At 37.1% G+C, this 17,621-nt stretch carries 16 protein-coding genes and 1 CRISPR repeat array; of the genes, 9 read left to right on the top strand and 7 right to left on the bottom strand.

The features are described 5' to 3' along the window. Window positions 1–21 precede the first annotated feature (21 nt). The 3 genes from HBN42_RS03590 to HBN42_RS03580 form a co-directional block, all read right to left on the bottom strand. Window positions 22–540, bottom strand: a complete 519-nt coding sequence (locus tag HBN42_RS03590) for a YcxB family protein (RefSeq protein WP_165993706.1) — start codon at window positions 538–540, stop codon at window positions 22–24. A gap of 461 nt (window positions 541–1,001) precedes the next feature. Next, entirely contained in the window at window positions 1,002–1,331 is a 330-nt protein-coding gene (locus HBN42_RS03585) for a hypothetical protein (protein WP_165993705.1), read from the bottom strand. A gap of 147 nt (window positions 1,332–1,478) precedes the next feature. Continuing rightward, window positions 1,479–2,429 carry an IS30 family transposase gene (locus tag HBN42_RS03580; protein WP_165993704.1) on the bottom strand — a complete coding sequence of 317 codons (951 nt, stop codon included), beginning with the start codon at window positions 2,427–2,429 and terminating at the stop codon, window positions 1,479–1,481. Window positions 2,430–2,634: 205 nt separating this feature from the next. Here HBN42_RS03580 and cas3 point away from each other — a divergent pair, with 205 nt between their 5' ends. From cas3 to cas2, 7 genes are all read left to right on the top strand, one after another. Continuing rightward, the gene (cas3, locus tag HBN42_RS03575) at window positions 2,635–5,040 is read left to right on the top strand and encodes a CRISPR-associated helicase Cas3' (protein WP_165993703.1); all 2,406 of its coding nucleotides are present in this window, start codon (window positions 2,635–2,637) and stop codon (window positions 5,038–5,040) included. Between the two features lie 403 nt (window positions 5,041–5,443). Beyond that, the gene (cas5c, locus tag HBN42_RS03570; RefSeq protein ID WP_165993702.1) at window positions 5,444–6,181 is read left to right on the top strand and encodes a type I-C CRISPR-associated protein Cas5c; all 738 of its coding nucleotides are present in this window, start codon (window positions 5,444–5,446) and stop codon (window positions 6,179–6,181) included. Further along, a complete protein-coding gene (gene cas8c / locus HBN42_RS03565; protein WP_165993701.1) occupies window positions 6,181–8,067 on the top strand; it encodes a type I-C CRISPR-associated protein Cas8c/Csd1 in 1,887 nt (628 codons plus the stop codon). The genes cas5c and cas8c overlap by 1 nt, the downstream gene beginning before the upstream one ends. A 3-nt stretch (window positions 8,068–8,070) precedes the next feature. Continuing rightward, window positions 8,071–8,919 carry a type I-C CRISPR-associated protein Cas7/Csd2 gene (gene cas7c / locus HBN42_RS03560; protein WP_165993700.1) on the top strand — a complete coding sequence of 283 codons (849 nt, stop codon included), beginning with the start codon at window positions 8,071–8,073 and terminating at the stop codon, window positions 8,917–8,919. Window position 8,920: 1 nt separating this feature from the next. Then, window positions 8,921–9,592 (top strand): CRISPR-associated protein Cas4, encoded by a 672-nt coding sequence (gene cas4 / locus HBN42_RS03555; RefSeq protein WP_165993699.1) that lies wholly within the window; start codon window positions 8,921–8,923, stop codon window positions 9,590–9,592. After that, window positions 9,589–10,614, top strand: a complete 1,026-nt coding sequence (gene cas1c / locus HBN42_RS03550; RefSeq protein WP_165993698.1) for a type I-C CRISPR-associated endonuclease Cas1c — start codon at window positions 9,589–9,591, stop codon at window positions 10,612–10,614. Before cas4 ends, cas1c begins: the two co-directional genes overlap by 4 nt. A 12-nt stretch (window positions 10,615–10,626) precedes the next feature. Beyond that, entirely contained in the window at window positions 10,627–10,920 is a 294-nt protein-coding gene (gene cas2 / locus HBN42_RS03545) for a CRISPR-associated endonuclease Cas2 (protein ID WP_165993697.1), read from the top strand. Between the two features lie 148 nt (window positions 10,921–11,068). Continuing rightward, a CRISPR array of direct repeats spans window positions 11,069–12,228; the repeat unit is 33 nt; unit sequence AGTCGCACCTCATAGGGGTGCGTGGATTGAAAT. A 282-nt stretch (window positions 12,229–12,510) separates the two neighbouring features. Here cas2 and HBN42_RS03540 read toward each other — a convergent pair. From HBN42_RS03540 to HBN42_RS03525, 4 genes are read right to left on the bottom strand one after another with little or no spacing between them, the layout of a single operon-like run. After that, entirely contained in the window at window positions 12,511–13,146 is a 636-nt protein-coding gene (locus HBN42_RS03540) for a bifunctional 2-keto-4-hydroxyglutarate aldolase/2-keto-3-deoxy-6-phosphogluconate aldolase (protein ID WP_165993696.1), read from the bottom strand. A gap of 11 nt (window positions 13,147–13,157) precedes the next feature. Further along, the gene (locus HBN42_RS03535; protein WP_165993695.1) at window positions 13,158–14,165 is read right to left on the bottom strand and encodes a sugar kinase; all 1,008 of its coding nucleotides are present in this window, start codon (window positions 14,163–14,165) and stop codon (window positions 13,158–13,160) included. A 28-nt stretch (window positions 14,166–14,193) separates the two neighbouring features. After that, window positions 14,194–14,832: an RpiB/LacA/LacB family sugar-phosphate isomerase gene (locus tag HBN42_RS03530; RefSeq protein ID WP_165993694.1), complete on the bottom strand. Its 639-nt coding sequence runs from the start codon at window positions 14,830–14,832 to the stop codon at window positions 14,194–14,196. A gap of 16 nt (window positions 14,833–14,848) precedes the next feature. Continuing rightward, on the bottom strand, window positions 14,849–15,661 hold the full coding sequence (locus tag HBN42_RS03525; protein WP_165993693.1) for a gluconate 5-dehydrogenase: 813 nt from the start codon (window positions 15,659–15,661) through the stop codon (window positions 14,849–14,851). 308 nt (window positions 15,662–15,969) lie between these two features. Between HBN42_RS03525 and HBN42_RS03520 the strand changes: the two genes are divergently transcribed. After that, on the top strand, window positions 15,970–16,398 hold the full coding sequence (locus HBN42_RS03520) for a PTS sugar transporter subunit IIA (RefSeq protein WP_165993692.1): 429 nt from the start codon (window positions 15,970–15,972) through the stop codon (window positions 16,396–16,398). Continuing rightward, a complete protein-coding gene (locus HBN42_RS03515; protein ID WP_328804260.1) occupies window positions 16,373–17,596 on the top strand; it encodes a glycoside hydrolase family 88 protein in 1,224 nt (407 codons plus the stop codon). The genes HBN42_RS03520 and HBN42_RS03515 overlap by 26 nt, the downstream gene beginning before the upstream one ends. Window positions 17,597–17,621 lie beyond the last annotated feature (25 nt).

Raw genomic sequence — 17,621 nt, 5'->3', positions numbered from 1 at the left:
GATTTCTTTATTTTAAAAACGTTAGCACTCAATAATTTTATCTTTTTGGGCATTGAATAAGTTACTTTTATCTTTAAGGAAATTAACCAATTCCAGATTGTTGGCTTGGTCCTCTATAATCAAGGCTTGGTTACCATTTACAGAAAGATATAAATTACTTTTTGTTATGATAAGACGATAGATATCAGTATAGTTATATATCATTTCACCGTTATCTTGTTTGATTTCAACAGAGTCTTCAAAAAAGGAGTAATCAACAACTTTATTTTGAAATATTTTAGATTGATTATAGTATCTTTTTGCTTTAAATGAAATGAGAAATTTAAAGAATAATGGAAATGCTATACCCATGACTACTAAAAAAATTAAATCTTCCATTTTCCTGGAAATAATAAATTGGATAATGATTAGTGCTAAAAATCCATAATACCAAAGTTTAATTTTTCTGAGTCTAACTTTGGTAAAAACGCGATTCATCTCTAAGTAAGTATCTAGTGTAAATGTCGACTGAGCGTGATATAAAATAGGTTGATTTTTCATGATTACTTCATTCTTTACATATTATATTATCATAAAACTATTATATGAAATTCTTATGAATCACGTATTTCCCTTTGGTGATTTTCAACAAAAGGAGATAAGAATAAAGTAACCATCAAGCAAATGTGAGATTCTATTTATTCAGTTCAAAATTTTATTTGTAATTAATAAAAGTGATTAGTTAAAAATCGTCATTCTGTTGACAATTTTAAAGCTTATTTTAAAATAAAACAAAAGGGAACTACTAACAGTTGTTTCCCGTAGGACCGTTTTAAAGACGGGATGGATAAATCTAGCAGTAAAACCGCAACTCATTACCCGACAAAGTAGAAGAGGCAGTTTTTACTGACTTATTTTCTTTTTGAAATAGAAAATAGGGTCAATAAAAGAATGCCAAAGTTTATCATAAGCATTTGGGCATGAAAAAGACTTGAACTAAAATTTGTTCAAGTTTTTTTGTTTTAATCAATTTTAAGTTGCTTGGATTTTAAATCAATGAGTTTCTGAACAAGGTCATCTGATATGGTCCAATCTTTTTGGAATGTTGCAAGAAATTCATTGGACATCCAATTTTGAATTTCTTGGATAGTAAAAGTTTGGATAGTTCTATTATTCATGGCTATGAATTTACTGATTACCTGTTCCTCCTCTGGTTGCACTCGATATTTAATTAAAATTAGCTCATAGGTCTCAATTTTATATTTGAAACTAATGTCATCAAGAGCCGACATCATCCAAGAAAGTTCTGTCAAAATTTCTTCTTTAAAATTGTCATTAATTAAGCCAGCCATAATAAAATCTCCTTTAAAGTTTTTTGAGAATTTTGATTATTTTTATTACTACGATTATAACATGATTAACTAATTTATGTGATTTAAGTAATAAAAATATTGCATTTTATTTTTGTTATGACTATAATGATTATGTTTCCCAATTTGTCAAATTAAGTTAGACAGTTTCATTTGACTCAGAAAAACATGATAAGGTGTTTGATAACCTAGCGATTTTCTAGGAATTAGATTTCTCTTATTTACTATTGAAGTTAAGACTTGTTGACTCAAATCAGAAAAATCCATTTGCTTTGGTAAACCATGTCTACGCAGTAGTCCGTTGGAGTGTTCGTTTAGTCCTCGTTGACCTGGACAGCCAGGATCCGCAAAGAAAATGTCAATGTCATAATCATTTGAAATAGATTTCCAGTTAGAAAATTCTTTACCACAATCAAACGTAATGGATTTGAAAATATGTTTTGGAAATTGGGACATCCATTGGTGGATAGAGTATTCAATATCATTAGCTTTTCTTCCATTTGTTTTTAGTGTGATGATAGCTTTTGAGAGTCGCTCAACTAGGGTGATAACAGCACTTTTATGATGTCTACCAACAATGGGATCACCTTCTAGATGTCCAAATTCAGACTCAAATTCAGGGTAAGAATGAGAGCGTTCACGAATGGTTCGTCGAAAGGATTGCTTTCCTCGTTTTTCAGAATGCCCATTAGGTTTACGTTTACCTTTCCAAGGCATTGCTTCAACAGAGAAAACACCACGATTGACTAAACGATATAAGGTTCTCATAGAGCAGGTAATACGATCAGGAAAGGTTCCTTTGATGACATCAAGACTCCAATCTTGTTTCAAATAATCTTGGATAAACCCCTTTTCATCTTTAGAAAGTGAGACCCTCCGACGCCCACACCGAGCTTTATTGGACTTATAACAGTGATAATAATCACTAGCAGAATTGCCCTCTTTTAGAAATGTCACCACTTTATGGATTGTTTGCCGACTTCGTTTAAGAGACTGAGCTATTTTAAGAACAGAAACTCCTTCTTCAAAATATGCCTCTATCATAACAAGTTCATTTGTGGTAAGATGAGTATAGGTCATTTATGGTAGTTCCTTTCAGACAAATGTGGTGTTTATCTGAGCCTATCATAAATGACTTTTTCTGTCTAACTTATTATGACAAATTGGGAAAAATAAATAAAGCGGTTACAAATTGTGATTTTTTTATTATAATAAAGATATAAAAACTAAAATGAAATAATTCCTTATAGACTTATCTACAATTTGGAATTAAGAAGGTGACACTATGATTATTGGACACTATGATGCAAAACTCGAAAAGAAGCAGTCTTTAGAAGACCATCTCTTTAATGTAGCTATTGATGCTAGAAATTGTTCGGCAAAAATACAACAAGGGGATGTTCTTTTTTTGATGGGTTTATTTCATGATTTAGGAAAGGCTCATCCAGATTTTCAAGATAAACTCTTAAATAATCCAAAGCGTCAGGTAGACCATTCATCGGCAGGAGCTTATTATCTATTGCTGAAGATTCAACAGTGTTTAATTCCTCAAGGGATTTCGAGACAAGATTGTCAAGCTTTTTCAGAAGTCATTGCTTACGTAATTTCAGCTCACCATGGCATGTACGACTTATATGATAAAGAGGCAAGTCGCTCGCAGTTTAATCGCTTGATGGAGAGGATTACAAAGTTTTGTGAAAAAGCGGAATTTGAAAAGACGATTCAACCTTTTGCGACTGATTTAGAATCACAACTGCCAACCTATGGTTATGATCACTTAGAAGATTTAATTGCTAGATCTTATGATAATTTTAAAAAGGCTTTAGTTAAATTACCCTACAAAGATGATACGGAAAAAGATTTTTATCTTGGAGTTTTTGTTCGTCTCTATTTATCATTTTTGAAAAATGCAGATATCCTGGATACGGTCAATGCCTATGAAGCAGTTATCCTACCTTCTAATGAAGACGAAAATCAAGGGCGTCGTGTTAGTTATCTTCAATCAGTGGAGGAACTTTATCAAAAATTTGGAAAACCCAGCAATGACTTGAATCGTGTCAGAACCACGATTGCTGAGAGAGTTAAAGAACGTGGTCAAAGTGATTCTCCAGGTATTTATCGTTTGAACTTGCCAACAGGTGCTGGAAAAACCAAAGCAAGTCTTCGCTATGCCGTTCAACAGATGGCTCATCAACATAAAAAGCGTTTTTACTATATTACGGCCTTTCTATCTGTTTTGGAACAAAATGCTAAAGATATCAAAAGTATTATTGGCGAGAATGGTGTCTTGGAGCACCATTCCAATGTTGTCAAAGAAAAGGCAGTTAAGGAGATTGATGCTGAAACGCGCGATCAAGCTATGCAGGAATACTTGCTTGATAGTTGGGATAGTCCAGTTGTTTTAACCACTATGGTTCAATTTTTCCAAAGCTTATTTAAAACCAAATCAGCCAATATCAGACGCTTTTCCAATTTGGCTAACAGTGTCATAGTTCTTGATGAAGTTCAATCCCTTCCTATTGAGGTGACAAGTCTCTTTAATTTGATGATGAATTTTATGAGCTATGTCATGAATTGCACTATTATATTATGTACGGCCACTCAACCAGCTTACGATTATGATAGTTTGGAGCATCAATTGGTTTATGGCGGGGAAATGGCAGAGCAGGCAGACATTGTTGCTCTAACAAAAGAAGAGAGACTTGTTTTTGAACGGACAGAACTTAAAAAGCTAAAAGAAGATAGTAGCAAAGCAAGCTTGTCAGAAGTAGCAGAATATGTTTTAGAGCAAGAAGAATCTGTCTTGGTGATACTAAATACAAAACCAGCTGTTTATCGCTTATATCAATTGTTAAGTGAGCAAACAGAACGTCCTCTTTATCAATTATCTACCAATATGTGTCCGCAACATCGTCTAGATACCATAGCTGAGATTAAGGAGCTGCTCCAAGAAGAAGTTCCCTTGATTTGTGTCAGCACACAATTAATTGAAGCGGGTGTTGATGTGGATTTTGCCCAAGTTGTCAGGTCCTATGCTGGGATAGATTCCATTGTTCAAGCCAGTGGGCGCTGTAATCGTGAAGGGAAACGACATTTGGGGCAAGTGACTCTTGTTAATATTAAGAATGAGGAGGAAAATATTTCTAGATTAACAGAAATTAAGAACAAGAAAGATGTTACTGAGACTATTTTGCATCATCAGCCGTCACCAATTGACGTCTCAGTATTAAATGATGAGTTCTTCAAACGCTATTATGAGAATAATAGTAAAGCTATGGATTATCCGCTTGGGCATAATCAGACGGCTTATGATTACTTAAGTCATAATCAGTTTGCAAGACTTCAATTAAAAGGGATGCTTCGCCAATCATTCAAAACAGCTGGTCAGAAGATTGATTTAATCAAAGATGACAGTATTGGTGTTTTTGTTCCCTACGGGGATTCAATCGAAATATTGGAAGACTTTGAGAACTTTTTAGCGGATCATTCGTACCCTACTTTTGAAGACTACAGCTACATTAAAGAAAAAATGAAAGCCTTACAGCTTTATACTGTTAATGCTAGAGAGAATTCGGTATTCTTAAAACAAGCTAAATCTTACCTAGACGGGCGAATTTGGATTTTACCACAGGAATTTTATGATGATAAGATGGGCATAAAAAAAGAAGCAGATAGTTTACTCATTTTCTAGAGTAACAAAACCCGCTTTCTATAAAAAACAAACTAATTTCAATCCGCATAGATTATTCTATGATCTATCTTGAATTTTATCATAATTAGATGATGAAATTCAAGATAGAAAAATAATTTTTCTAGTTAGTTTTACATAGTAATATGTAACCGGTTGCACAAAAGCAGAAGAAGTGTTATAATTAAGTTATCATTTTAATTAGAAGGAGGCTACTTGTTGACCGAAGATGTTTTTCATTTTCTTGAGACAATTATCATTCAAGTGCCAGCGATTTTAATCGCTTTGGCTAATTTGATAAAAGTGATTTCTGAGAAAAAATAATTCTAAAAATAGAGGGCCCTTTTTTAGAATTGGAAAAAACAGTTTAAAATGAGTAACCTAACCAACAGAAAGGAGCAAGAAGGTGTTTCGATCTCGCAATTTTTATATTAGAGTGAGAGGAGATCTGGCTCTATTTAGCAACCCGGCAACTAAGGGAGGTGGAGAACGTAGTTCTTACTCGGTTCCGACTCGCCAAGCTCTACAAGGCATTGTTGATGCTATTTATTTCAAACCAACCATTACTAATATCGTCACGGAGGTTAAAGTTTGTAAGCAGATTCAGACAGAATTGCACGGTGTTAGAGCTTTGTTAGCGAATTATAAAGCTGACTTAAGTTATGTGTCCTATCTCAGCGATGTTGAATACCTTATTAAGTGTCATTTTACTTGGAATGAGGATAGACCAGACTTAATGCATGACCGGAATCCAAATAAGCATGAAGCTATTATGGAGCGTTCTATTCGTAAAGGGGGTCGTAGAGATGTCTTTTTGGGAACCAGAGAGTGTCTAGGATTAGTTGATGCCATTAGTCAAGAAGACTATGAGCAAGCTGAGGTTGCTTATGCTGATCAAACCATTGATTTTGGCATTATGTTTCATTCCTTTAAGTATCCAAAAGATAAATCTGAGTCCCTGAAATCCTATTTTACACATACCGTTATGGAAAATGGGTGTATTCATTTTAAGGAGCAAAAAGATTGTGAGATTATGAATACCTTATCCAGTTATGCCTTTAAAACACTAGGCCAGGTTAAATCAGTAGATGAAGAATTTGCCATTTATCAAACTGATGAAAATGCTGAGAGAGGAGGTAAGTGATGGATTTCTTTACATCCTTATTAAAAGCCTATGAGGCAGCAGAAAAAGAAAATTATGTCGATAATCCTCAAAAAAGTGGCCCAGTTTTATTACCGATTTATCATACAAGCTTAAAGTCTAATGGTAAAAATGTTATCAGAGTAAAGCTGGATAAATCTGGAGAATTCATATCAGCAGAATTTTTAGGGGACAAGGAGGTTCTTGTTTTCCCTGTTACACTGGATTCTGTAGCAAGATCGGGCAAAAATCCTGCTCCACATCCACTCGTTGATAAGTTTTCTTATTTTGTATCTGAGGTTAATCAAGTGCAGTATGATACTTATCACAAGCAGTTGGATAATTGGGTGAAGGCTTGTCCAGAAGGCCAGGTTAAAGATTATTTAAAGCTAATTCAAGAGGCTATTTTACAAGCAGATTTTTCAGGAAAAGTTATCAACTCCTTAATGAGTGAGCCTTACCTCCGAGATGGGCTGCTATTGACCTATGACTTAGAAGCCAAAAAACCAAGAACATTGGATTTATCAGCATGTTTTTTAGAATTTTCAATAGTTGATTATATTGGATATAGAATGGTTTCAGTTACAAACTTTACAGAACTCCATCAGGCCTATATTGCTTATGTCGAATCTTATCAAGAGAATTTGATTTTATGTAATATTAGCGGTCGAAAAGAAGTGTTGGCAACTAAACACCGTGGTTTACTTGGAAACTCTAAGTTAATTTCTGTTAGTAATAATAATGAGGCCTATAAAGGTCGCTTTAAGGAGCGGGACGACGTCTTCACTGTGGGTAATCAAACTTCAGAAAAAATCCATCTGATGGCCAAATATTTTTTGGAAAATGAAAATACCCATACTTGGCTTGGTGGTGAGCAACAGTTAATCAATTGGTTTAGTGATGATTTAACTAATGAGAGTCAGCTAACAGTTACGAATCCTATAAACAGTCTCTTTAATTATGACAATGATGAAGATAAGCAAGCAGAATTCACCGTTTCTCAAACCAATAAAGAGATTGGAACATCATTCATCCGGGGAGAGAAACAATTTTCTGATTCCTCAAATTATTATGTCGCTATTATGAATAAAACGAGTAATGGCCGAATTTCTTTAAAATATTTTAGAGATTTACAGGCTTCCAGTTTGTTAGAAAATCTGGGAGTGTGGGAAGGTCGTTATTCTTGGGAACGGCGACGTAAGGATGGGTCTTACGCTGATTATACACCGAGTTTGATACAGATTATTCTAGCAGCTTATGGTGTTGATCGTGATCGTTTTTTGGAATTAGACAATGATCATTTTAAGAGTGATCAATTTCAAAAATTAGTGACTAACTTGATTGACGGCAAGCCGGTACCATTTTCAATTGTCAAAAAACTTGAAGAAAACATTAAGCAACGTCAAAAATATTCTAAACACTGGTACCAAGTACAGCAAGTGAGTCTTGGTATTTTACATAAACAAAATGGGGAGGAATTGTCACCAATGCTAGACCATACTAATCAAAATCGTTCTTATCTTTTTGGGCGATTGTTAGCTATATTTGAGTTGATTGAAACCTTACGGTATAAGTTAGACAATAGTGACAGTGGTCGTATAACCAATGCTGAGCGCTACTGGACAGCTTATACTGGGCAACCAACCAAACTTATGATGCTGTTAGAAAATAAAATCAAACCTTATGAAGAAACCTTGAAACTCAATAGCAGGGGTTCTTGGAGTAAGCTAAACAAAGAAAAAGAAGAGATTATGCAACTTCTGACCCCGCTGTTGGAAACAGAATCCATAGAAAAACCTTTGGATTATCGCTTTATGTTTGGTTATTACGCTGAGAAAAAATTCTATTACACAAAACAAGAAACATTAACAAATGAAGGTGAGGAATAGCTTATGTTAGAACACAAAATTGATTTTATGGTAACAGTTGAAGTACGTGAAGCAAATGCAAATGGTGACCCATTAAATGGCAATATGCCTCGTACAGATGCTAAGGGCTATGGTTTGATGAGTGATGTTTCGATCAAACGTAAAATCCGTAATCGTCTCCAAGATATGGGACAATCTATCTTTGTTCAAGCCAATGAACGTATTGAGGATGATTATCGTTCTCTTGAAAAACGTTTTTCTGCTCAATTTACAAAAAATGATAAGGACGAAGACATTGAGAAAAAAGCAAATGAATTATGGTTTGATGTTCGTAGCTTTGGACAAGTTTTCACTTATTTAAAGAAATCAATTGGAGTTCGTGGTCCGGTGTCAATTAGTATGGCTAAATCTTTAGAGCCTATTGTTATTTCAAGTCTTCAAATTACACGCAGTACCAATGGTATGGAGGCAAAAACTGATAAAAGTCGTTCTTCTGATACCATGGGAACCAAACACTTTGTGGATTATGGGATCTATGTGATTAAAGGTTCTATTAATGCACACTTTGCTGAAAAGACAGGCTTTAGTGCTGCAGATGCAGCCTTAATCAAAGAAGCTCTTATCAGTCTATTTGAAAATGATGCGTCATCTGCACGTCCTGAAGGTTCAATGCGTGTTCGTCAGGTATTCTGGTTTACCCACTCAAGTAAGCTCGGCAATGTTTCAAGTGCACGTGTTTATGATTTACTGATGGCTGATAAGACTAAGCAAGATAAAAATACTTATGAAGATTATGATATTCACTTAGATCAAGAACAATTGGCAGTGTATCAAGCTAAAGGGTTAGAGGTTGAAATCCTAGAAGGAATCTGATATGGTCTATGCAGAAGATGATTATCTCATGTTATCTGGGATTCAGCATTTTCAATTTTGTAAGCGACAGTGGGCGCTGATTCATGTAGAGCAGCAATGGCTTGATAATGAAGCAACAGCTCATGGCCAGATTTTACATACAAAAGCGGATGATCCTTATATCAAAGAAAAGCGAAAAGATTTCTTAGTCTCACGAGCCATGCATATCTCTTCAGCAAGACTTGGACTATATGGCATTATGGATGTGGTTGAGTTTTATAAAGATGAGGCAGGTGTTTCTCTCAAAGGGAAGCGAGGTAAATGGCTTCCTAAAGTAGTTGAGTACAAGCGTGGAAAGCCTAAGAAGGACACACGTGATATTGTTCAATTAATAGCCCAAACGATTTGTTTAGAAGAAACTCTAGGTTGCCATATTAGTGAGGGATGTCTCTATTACCATAGTGTCAATAAGAAGATAAGTGTTCCTATAACAGATGATTTGCGACAAGAAGTTGAGCATCTATCTACTCAAATGCATATGATTTACAATGAAAAGAGACTGCCTACAGCCGAATATTTCAAGAATTGTAGGCTCTGCTCTTTGGTTGATATCTGCAAGCCTCGCCTTAGTAAAAAGACCCCAAGCATTGCTAACTATATAGCGGAAGCTATTAGCCATGAGGATACTCTATGAAAAAATTATTAAACACTCTTTACTTGACTCAAGATAATTTTTATGTGACTAAAGATGGTGACAATATCGTCATCAAGCAAGATGGTGAGGTTCGGTCACGATTTCCTTTTAGAATCATTGATGGGATTGTCTGCTTTTCTTATCTTGGAGTTTCTCCTGCCTTAGTCAAATTGTGCACAGAAAATCAGATTAATCTTTCTTTCCATACACCTCAGGGGCGTTTTTGTGGTCGTTATGTGGGGGCAGCTAATGGGAACGTTTTGTTGCGTAGGGAACATTATCGATTGTCAGATCAAGAGTGCTCTTTGGACTATGCAAAGCGGTTTATTCTTGCTAAAATTTCAAATTCTAGGAAATATTTATTGCGCTTTAAACGTGATCATCGTTCCCAAATTGATAGTCAACTCTTTGAAGAAGTTAATAGTGAGTTAGTCTGGGCTTTAGAAATGGTTCAACTGGCTGATAATAAAGACTCTCTAAGAGGAATTGAAGGTCAGGCAGCTAATCAGTATTTTCGAATTTTTAATGATTTAGTATTGACGGATAAGAAGACTTTTTACTTCCAAGGAAGAAGTAAGAGACCGCCAATGGATTGTGTCAATGCCTTACTATCTTTTGGATATAGTTTATTGACCTTTGAATGTCAGTCTGCTCTAGAATCGGTTGGTTTAGATAGTTATGTGGGTTTCTTCCACACAGATAGACCAGGTCGTGCTAGTCTGGCTTTGGATTTAGTAGAAGAATTTAGATCTTACATTGTTGACCGTTTTGTTTTCTCAATGATCAATAAGGGGCAGTTGACCAAGAAGCATTTTGAAGTCAAAGAAAACGGTAGCATTTTATTAACAGACAAAGGCAGAGCTATCTTTATTGACTTATGGCAAAAGCGCAAGCATAGGGAGGTTGAACATCCTTTCACCAAGGAAAAAGTGAAGTTGATGTTATTACCTTATATTCAAGCTCAGCTATTAGCCAAAGCTATTCGTGGTGATTTAGATAGCTATCCCCCGTTCATGATTTAGGAGGTAGATCTGATGATGGTTTTGGTCACTTATGATGTGAATACAGAGACTAGTTCTGGTAGAAGGCGGCTTCGTCAGGTGGCTAAATTATGTGTGAATTTTGGTCAACGTGTTCAGAATTCTGTTTTTGAATGTTCTTTGTCACCGGCTGAATTTGTGGAAATGAAACATGGTCTGACGCAAATCATTGATATTGAGACAGATAGTATTCGTTTTTATTTGCTGGGGAAAAATTGGCAGCGCCGTGTGGAAAAGTTAGGACGTTCGGAGTCTTATGACCCGGATATGGGTGTTTTATTGTTATAAGGAGAGTGGCATGCGAACCTTACTTACACAGTAAATAAGGGCTTGCTCGCGCAAAAAAATACCTATTTTTAGAGAAAAGAGGCCACAAACGCTGTCAAAAGTATCAGTGAAAGCTTCTAAAAACTCTATAAACTGTGCTACTTGGCGCAGTCGCACCTCATAGGGGTGCGTGGATTGAAATCACATGTCGACAAACGAGTTGACAACCCCAGAGAGTCGCACCTCATAGGGGTGCGTGGATTGAAATATTTAATGGTGTTAAAGATTTTGTAGGTGGTATAGTCGCACCTCATAGGGGTGCGTGGATTGAAATATTTGCTACATCTCCAAAACTGAATAATTCATCCGCGTCGCACCTCATAGGGGTGCGTGGATTGAAATATAAGGGATTGGCGTGTTCCACCATGCTGGAACAGTCGCACCTCATAGGGGTGCGTGGATTGAAATATTTTTTCCACCACCTTTAAGACCAGTTAGATCGTCGCACCTCATAGGGGTGCGTGGATTGAAATATCAGTCCTTCGATTTGCTGATCTTTTGATTTAGTCGCACCTCATAGGGGTGCGTGGATTGAAATTCATGAAGGCCAAGGATGGCGACGGATCAGTTTACGTCGCACCTCATAGGGGTGCGTGGATTGAAATTTTTGTCTCAAATAAATTTTGTACGTGGTTTTGTCGTCGCACCTCATAGGGGTGCGTGGATTGAAATATGTTGTTTTTTAATAATAATCTAATTAAGTGCAGCAAGTCGCACCTCATAGGGGTGCGTGGATTGAAATATGTCGTCTTCGCTTGCGCCAATAGTTCGCTGAAGTCGCACCTCATAGGGGTGCGTGGATTGAAATCTGCATCAAAGCAATTGGTTTTTGTGTCGGATGCAGTCGCACCTCATAGGGGTGCGTGGATTGAAATTCTTTAAGGAACAAATCAAGTATATCAACATCGGTCGCACCTCATAGGGGTGCGTGGATTGAAATCAAGAGTTAGCTCAGTCACATCGACTAGCGGTTAGTCGCACCTCATAGGGGTGCGTGGATTGAAATATCCAGTAATCTAATTCAGCATGTCTGTCAGTGAGTCGCACCTCATAGGGGTGCGTGGATTGAAATTGTCAGCGATAGTCTTATGCCTGCCACACCAGTAGTCGCACCTCATAGGGGTGCGTGGATTGAAATCAAACGGTTTATGCGTGGTTGGTAATAACTTTCTGTCGCACCTCATAGGGGTGCGTGGATTGAAATCACGCTGTGCTTTTAATTGTGCATTAGCTAATGGTCGCACCTCATAGGGGTGCCTTTATTGGATTTTAAAGTAAAAGGGACTGCAAAAAATTCTAAAGTAATAAAATAGCATGAAATCTTTGTTCACAAAACCTTGATTTCACGCTATTTTTTATATTACAATTTTGAAAAATTTACTCTGTATGGGAATTCTGTACCCAATTCTTTGCAATTTGCTGTGTGTTTTAGTCGCCCTTTTTTGAGGAAAACATAAGCCTTATGGTGGAGCTGACTACTTGAATCGAAGCAGTCACCAGTTGTCAAGAACTTTTCATTTTGAAAGATCCCAGTGGCCAGCCAGTTTAACCTTAGAGATTAAGGAGCTGTGTATACTTTTTGGCCATTTCTGTGATTTGATCAAACTTGCCTTCTTTTGCCAGCTGGTTAAATTCTCCGCCAATACCTATGGCAGAAGCACCGGTTTTAAACCAGTCTTGGGCATTGTCTAGGTTTACTCCGCCGGTTATCATGACCCTAACCTGGGGAAGAGGACTTCTTAGTGCTTTTATAAAGGAGCTACCCACTGTGCCGCCAGGGAAGATCTTGACCAATTCACAGCCATATTCTAGGGCCTTGGTTATTTCTGTAATGGTCATACAACCTGGCAAGTAGGGAATAGCATAGCGGTTACAGATAATTGCAGTATGGGGATTGAAGGCTGGAGATACTATAAATTGTGCTCCTGCCATAATGGCTAGCCGAGCGGTTTCGGCATCTAAGACCGTACCTGCCCCAATCAAGGCTTTCTGACTGGCTTGGTATTGCATAGTTAAGCTTTCGATAATGAGACTGGCGTCTTTATTGGTGTAAGCAACTTCAATGCAGCTAATACCGCCTTCTATACAGGCTTTAGAGGCTCTAATAGCTTCTTCTTTATTGTCACCTCGGATAACAGGGACAATCTTTTTTTGCAGTAAACTTAGTAAAATTTCTGATTTTGTCATAACAAACCTTCTTATCGGATGATGTCATTGGTATGGTTAAGTATCTTTTCAACTTGTTCAGGAGATTCAAACATATTGTCACCTTCTAGGGTGCACTTTAATATGGCGTTGGCTACCGCAAAGTCGAGAATACTTTTGGGATCAGACTTTGCCATCATTTGGTAGATAGCGCCTGCTACAAAGGCATCACCACTACCAACTCTTTCTAAAATAGGGCTGGTCACTTGTTTTGAAATGGAAAAATCCTTTGTCTCGGTAGCAAGATAGGCTTGATAGCTGTTTCTTCCTAGCTGATCTTGTCCCCGACTGGTATGGTAAATGGCCTTGAGATGAAAAGTTTCAATAAGGCTTAACATCCTGTTTTTAATAGCTTCATCATCGGCTTCTTCACGCTTGAAAAAGTCATAGTCCTGAGAATCAATCATCAGAGGTTCAATCCCAAAGCAAATATCAGCAAAGCCTGCAAACTGAGAAAACAATTCTTTAGCTTTTTTAGGAGAGATTAAGTGACTGCGAAAATTGAGGTCAAAGGAGATTGTAATGCCTCTTTTCTTAGCCTCTTTCAAAAAGATAAGAATAATCTCTTGGATGGATTGCCCTAAAGAAAGGGTGATGCCACTAAAGTGGAATAAACTAACATCCTTAAAAATATGACTGAAGTCTAACTGCTCAGGATTGAAATCATGTAGGCTACTATTTGAGCGGTCATAGATGACTTCACCTTGCCGAGGGCCAAAAGCATTTTCAAGGAAGTAGAGTCCAATACGCTCACCTTTTCGCTGGATATGATCACAGTTGATATGATTCTCATACAGAAATTGGATAAAGCTGTCCCCCAACCTTGTATCTGGTAGTGCAGTTACCAATTTAGTATTTAAACCAAATCCTTGTAAGCTACGGGCGATATTTACCTCAGAGCCACCATAAAAGAGCTTACTGGGGCAGGCATTGGAGAAGTGGTTGAAATCTTGTGGACTAATTCTGATAAGAGGTTCGCCGAAAAAAAGAATGTGAGTCATAATAAGAAGGCCTTTCTATCCTGTAGACTTAAGCTATGACAGTCTTAAGATAGTCTGCTATTTGCTCATTTTTACAGTTGGAGAAGAAGTATTCTTTGAAATGCTCCCCTGAGATGGTTTCTTTTAAGAAATCCTGATCCACTTCTTTTAGGATGCTTAAGAGGTCTTTATAGGTGATAGACTTTATTTGGTCCAGAATTCTAGCATTTCTTTGTTCAGGGATGGCGCGTTCTTTAGGATAGCCGCCACCTTTTTCTTCTTCAAAGAGACGTTCAAACATGTAGCGAAGATTTAGTTCTCCACCCCAGCCAAATCCTTTTGCAAAAGGAAGTGAGATGGCGTTGCCCCCATTTACTTGAGAAAATAAGTAAGCATCCACAGGATCTGCAGCAAAGCCACAGGTTACACCAGGAAAGCTATTGCAGGCAAGCATTGCACCAACCCCAGTACCACACCCAGTGACAACAAAGTCAGCTGCGCCACTGTTCAACAAGATAGCAGCTAGTAAGCCGTTTTGGACATAGGTTAGTTGGCTTTCTTTTCCCTTACCATACATCCCATAGTTAAAGCAGTCATAGTCTTTTTTCTTAGCGACAGCTTCTAATTCTTTATAGATTATGCTATTTTTAGAAGCTTGGCTATTTTCATTAATTAATGCAATTTTCATTTATCAATTATCCTTTCTAGTTGGGTTGTTTTCCGATATAAGCTAAGATTCCTCCGTCTACATAGAGGATATGTCCATTGATGAAATTGGAAGCATCACTTGCTAAAAAGACGGCTGGTGCTCCTAAGTCTTCTGGATTTCCCCATCTTGCTGCAGGTGTTTTTGAAATGATAAATTGATCAAAGGGATGTGGTGTTCCATCTGCTTGTTTTTCGCGAAGGGGAGCTGTTTGCGGTGTGGCAATGTAACCTGGTCCAATACCATTACATTGAATATTAGCAGAGCCAAATTCTGAGGCAATGTTCTTGGTTAACATTTTTAAGCCGCCTTTGGCAGCAGCATAGGCAGCAACAGTTTCACGTCCAAGTTCGCTCATCATGGAACAAATATTAATGATTTTTCCATGCCCTTTTTCGATCATTCCTGGAAGGACTGCCTTAGAAACAATAAAGGGTGCATTTAAATCAATATCGATAACTTGACGGAAATCACTAGCTTTCATCTCAAGCATTGGTGTTCGTTTGATGATTCCTGCATTGTTAACTAGGATATCAATCACACCGACTTCTTGAGTGATTTTTTCAACCATCTGAATGATGGCTTCTTCGTCTCTAACATCGCAAAGATAGCCATGAGCTTCAATGTTGAGTTTTTTATAGGCTGCTAGACCTTCTTCAATCAAATCCTCTTGAATATCATTGAAGACAATAGTAGCACCAGCTTGGGCAAGAGCAGTGGCAATGGAAAATCCAATACCATAGGAAGCTCCAGTAATTAGCGCAACTTTCCCTTGTAGAGAAAATTGGTCTTTTAAAAATGTGTCATTCATGTAAGATCCTCCAAAATCTCAGGCAATAAACCTGTTTACATGAATAGTAGCAAAGTAAACCGGTTTTGTCAAGAATTTCCCTCGTGGCTTATTTTGTCTTTTTTAGACCAATTTTTACCTTTCTTACTATAATATATCAGCAAAAATAAAGTTTACAGAGCCAGACTATTAATCTGATCAGCTAAAATTTTTTATCAACTCAGAAAAAATACTTCTGCTATAAATTTTGAAAAAGAGATTGACAGATGATTTTGAAAGCGCTATAATCAACTTATTAAGTAAACCGGTAAACTCAAAAAGGAGGATTTATGTTAAAAGTTATTGTTGTTGCACATGGGAAATTTTCAGAAGGGATCATTAGTTCTTTGGAACTCATTGCAGGAAAACAAGAAGATCTTGTTGGGATAAATTTTTTGTCTGATATGTCAACGAAAGACATTAAATTAGCACTGGAAACAGAAATAGCAGACCATAAGGATATCTTAATTTTAACGGACTTATTAGGAGGAACACCCTTTAATGTCTCTTCAACTTTATCAGTAGAACATACTGATAAAAAGATTAAAGTCTTATCGGGCTTGAACTTGGCAATGCTAATAGAAGCAATCTTCTCAAGAGAGACCGTGATTGACATCAGCCAATTGGTGGAACAGATATTAGAAGCTTCTCATCAGGGCATAAGTGATTTTTCCAATTGTTCCTTAGAAGATGATGAGCTTTTCCAAGGAGGGATCTGATTTGGCTACTATAAAGAAAATTGCTATAGAGACGCTGAAAGATAAGGAAAGATTTACTAAGGTTGACTTACTGACAAAAGAAGAAGTTGAAGGGGCTATTAAAGAAGCTATCAAGCAGCTTGAGCTTAATATGGACTACTTTGGAGAAGCTTTTCCAAGACCTGCAACTTATGACAATATCTATGAAAAAATGGACAATACAGAATGGACAAATGGCTTTTGGACAGGTTGTCTTTGGTTGGCCTATGAATACCATAAAGATGAAGCGATTAAAAAAATAGCCCATCAGAATGTCTTGTCTTTTTTGCAACGTGTCAATCAAAGAGTCGAACTGGATCATCATGACTTAGGCTTCTTATACACACCATCATGTATGGCTGAATACCGCATTAATGGTGATGAAGTAGCTAGAGAAGCTGCCCTTAAGGCAGCTGATAAATTGATTGAACGTTACCAAGAAAAGGGAGGATTTATCCAAGCTTGGGGTGAATTAGGGAAAAAAGAAGATTATCGCCTCATTATTGACTGTCTCTTAAATATTCAGCTTCTTTTCTTTGCCTATGAAGAAACTGGCGATGAAAAATACAAAGACATAGCTGAAAGTCATTTCTATGCTTCTGCCAATACTGTTATCAGAGATGATTCTTCTTCCTTCCACACCTACTATTTTGATCCTGAAACAGGACTTCCTTTAAAAGGTGTTACACGGCAGGGCTATAGTGACGATTCTTCCTGGGCTCGAGGTCAGGCTTGGGGTATCTACGGAGTAGCGCTCAGCTATCGAAAAATGAAGGATAAGGATCAGGTCAATCTCTTTAAAGGAGTGACCAATTATTTATTAAACCGTTTGCCAGAGGACAATGTTTCTTATTGGGATTTGATATTTGGTGATGGCTCTGGTCAACCTAGGGATACTTCAGCAACAGCTACGGCAGTTTGTGGCATACATGAAATGTTGAAAAATTTGCCAGAGGTTGATGAGGACAAAGAGACTTATAAATACGCTATGCATGCCATGCTGCGTAGTTTGATTGAGCATTATGCCAATAAAACAATTAGTCCAGGACGTCCATTATTATTACACGGTGTTTATTCATGGCATTCTGGTAAGGGTGTTGATGAGGGTAATATTTGGGGAGACTATTATTATCTGGAAGCACTGATCAGGTTTTACAAGGATTGGAATCCCTACTGGTAGAAATTAGTCAAGATTACAAAGGAGA

The sequence above is a fragment of the Streptococcus catagoni genome (assembly GCF_011421425.1).
GTDB classification, from domain to species: Bacteria; Bacillota; Bacilli; order Lactobacillales; family Streptococcaceae; genus Streptococcus; species Streptococcus catagoni.
This window is presented reverse-complemented; position numbering and strand designations above follow the sequence as displayed.

Bases quoted from the DNA above. Each gene is read 5' to 3' on its own strand.
- cas4 (WP_165993699.1), top strand. From the start codon at position 8,921: ATGGTCTATGCAGAAGATGATTATCTCATGTTATCTGGGATTCAGCAT.
- HBN42_RS03530 (WP_165993694.1), bottom strand. From the start codon at position 14,832: ATGAAAATTGCATTAATTAATGAAAATAGCCAAGCTTCTAAAAATAGC.
- HBN42_RS03520 (WP_165993692.1), top strand. From the start codon at position 15,970: ATGTTAAAAGTTATTGTTGTTGCACATGGGAAATTTTCAGAAGGGATC.
- cas7c (WP_165993700.1), top strand. From the start codon at position 8,071: ATGTTAGAACACAAAATTGATTTTATGGTAACAGTTGAAGTACGTGAA.
- HBN42_RS03515 (WP_328804260.1), top strand. From the start codon at position 16,373: ATGAGCTTTTCCAAGGAGGGATCTGATTTGGCTACTATAAAGAAAATT.
- HBN42_RS03525 (WP_165993693.1), bottom strand. From the start codon at position 15,661: ATGAATGACACATTTTTAAAAGACCAATTTTCTCTACAAGGGAAAGTT.
- cas3 (WP_165993703.1), top strand. From the start codon at position 2,635: ATGATTATTGGACACTATGATGCAAAACTCGAAAAGAAGCAGTCTTTA.
- cas8c (WP_165993701.1), top strand. From the start codon at position 6,181: ATGGATTTCTTTACATCCTTATTAAAAGCCTATGAGGCAGCAGAAAAA.
- HBN42_RS03590 (WP_165993706.1), bottom strand. From the start codon at position 540: ATGAAAAATCAACCTATTTTATATCACGCTCAGTCGACATTTACACTA.
- HBN42_RS03580 (WP_165993704.1), bottom strand. From the start codon at position 2,429: ATGACCTATACTCATCTTACCACAAATGAACTTGTTATGATAGAGGCA.
- cas1c (WP_165993698.1), top strand. From the start codon at position 9,589: ATGAAAAAATTATTAAACACTCTTTACTTGACTCAAGATAATTTTTAT.
- HBN42_RS03535 (WP_165993695.1), bottom strand. From the start codon at position 14,165: ATGACTCACATTCTTTTTTTCGGCGAACCTCTTATCAGAATTAGTCCA.
- HBN42_RS03540 (WP_165993696.1), bottom strand. From the start codon at position 13,146: ATGACAAAATCAGAAATTTTACTAAGTTTACTGCAAAAAAAGATTGTC.
- HBN42_RS03585 (WP_165993705.1), bottom strand. From the start codon at position 1,331: ATGGCTGGCTTAATTAATGACAATTTTAAAGAAGAAATTTTGACAGAA.
- cas2 (WP_165993697.1), top strand. From the start codon at position 10,627: ATGATGGTTTTGGTCACTTATGATGTGAATACAGAGACTAGTTCTGGT.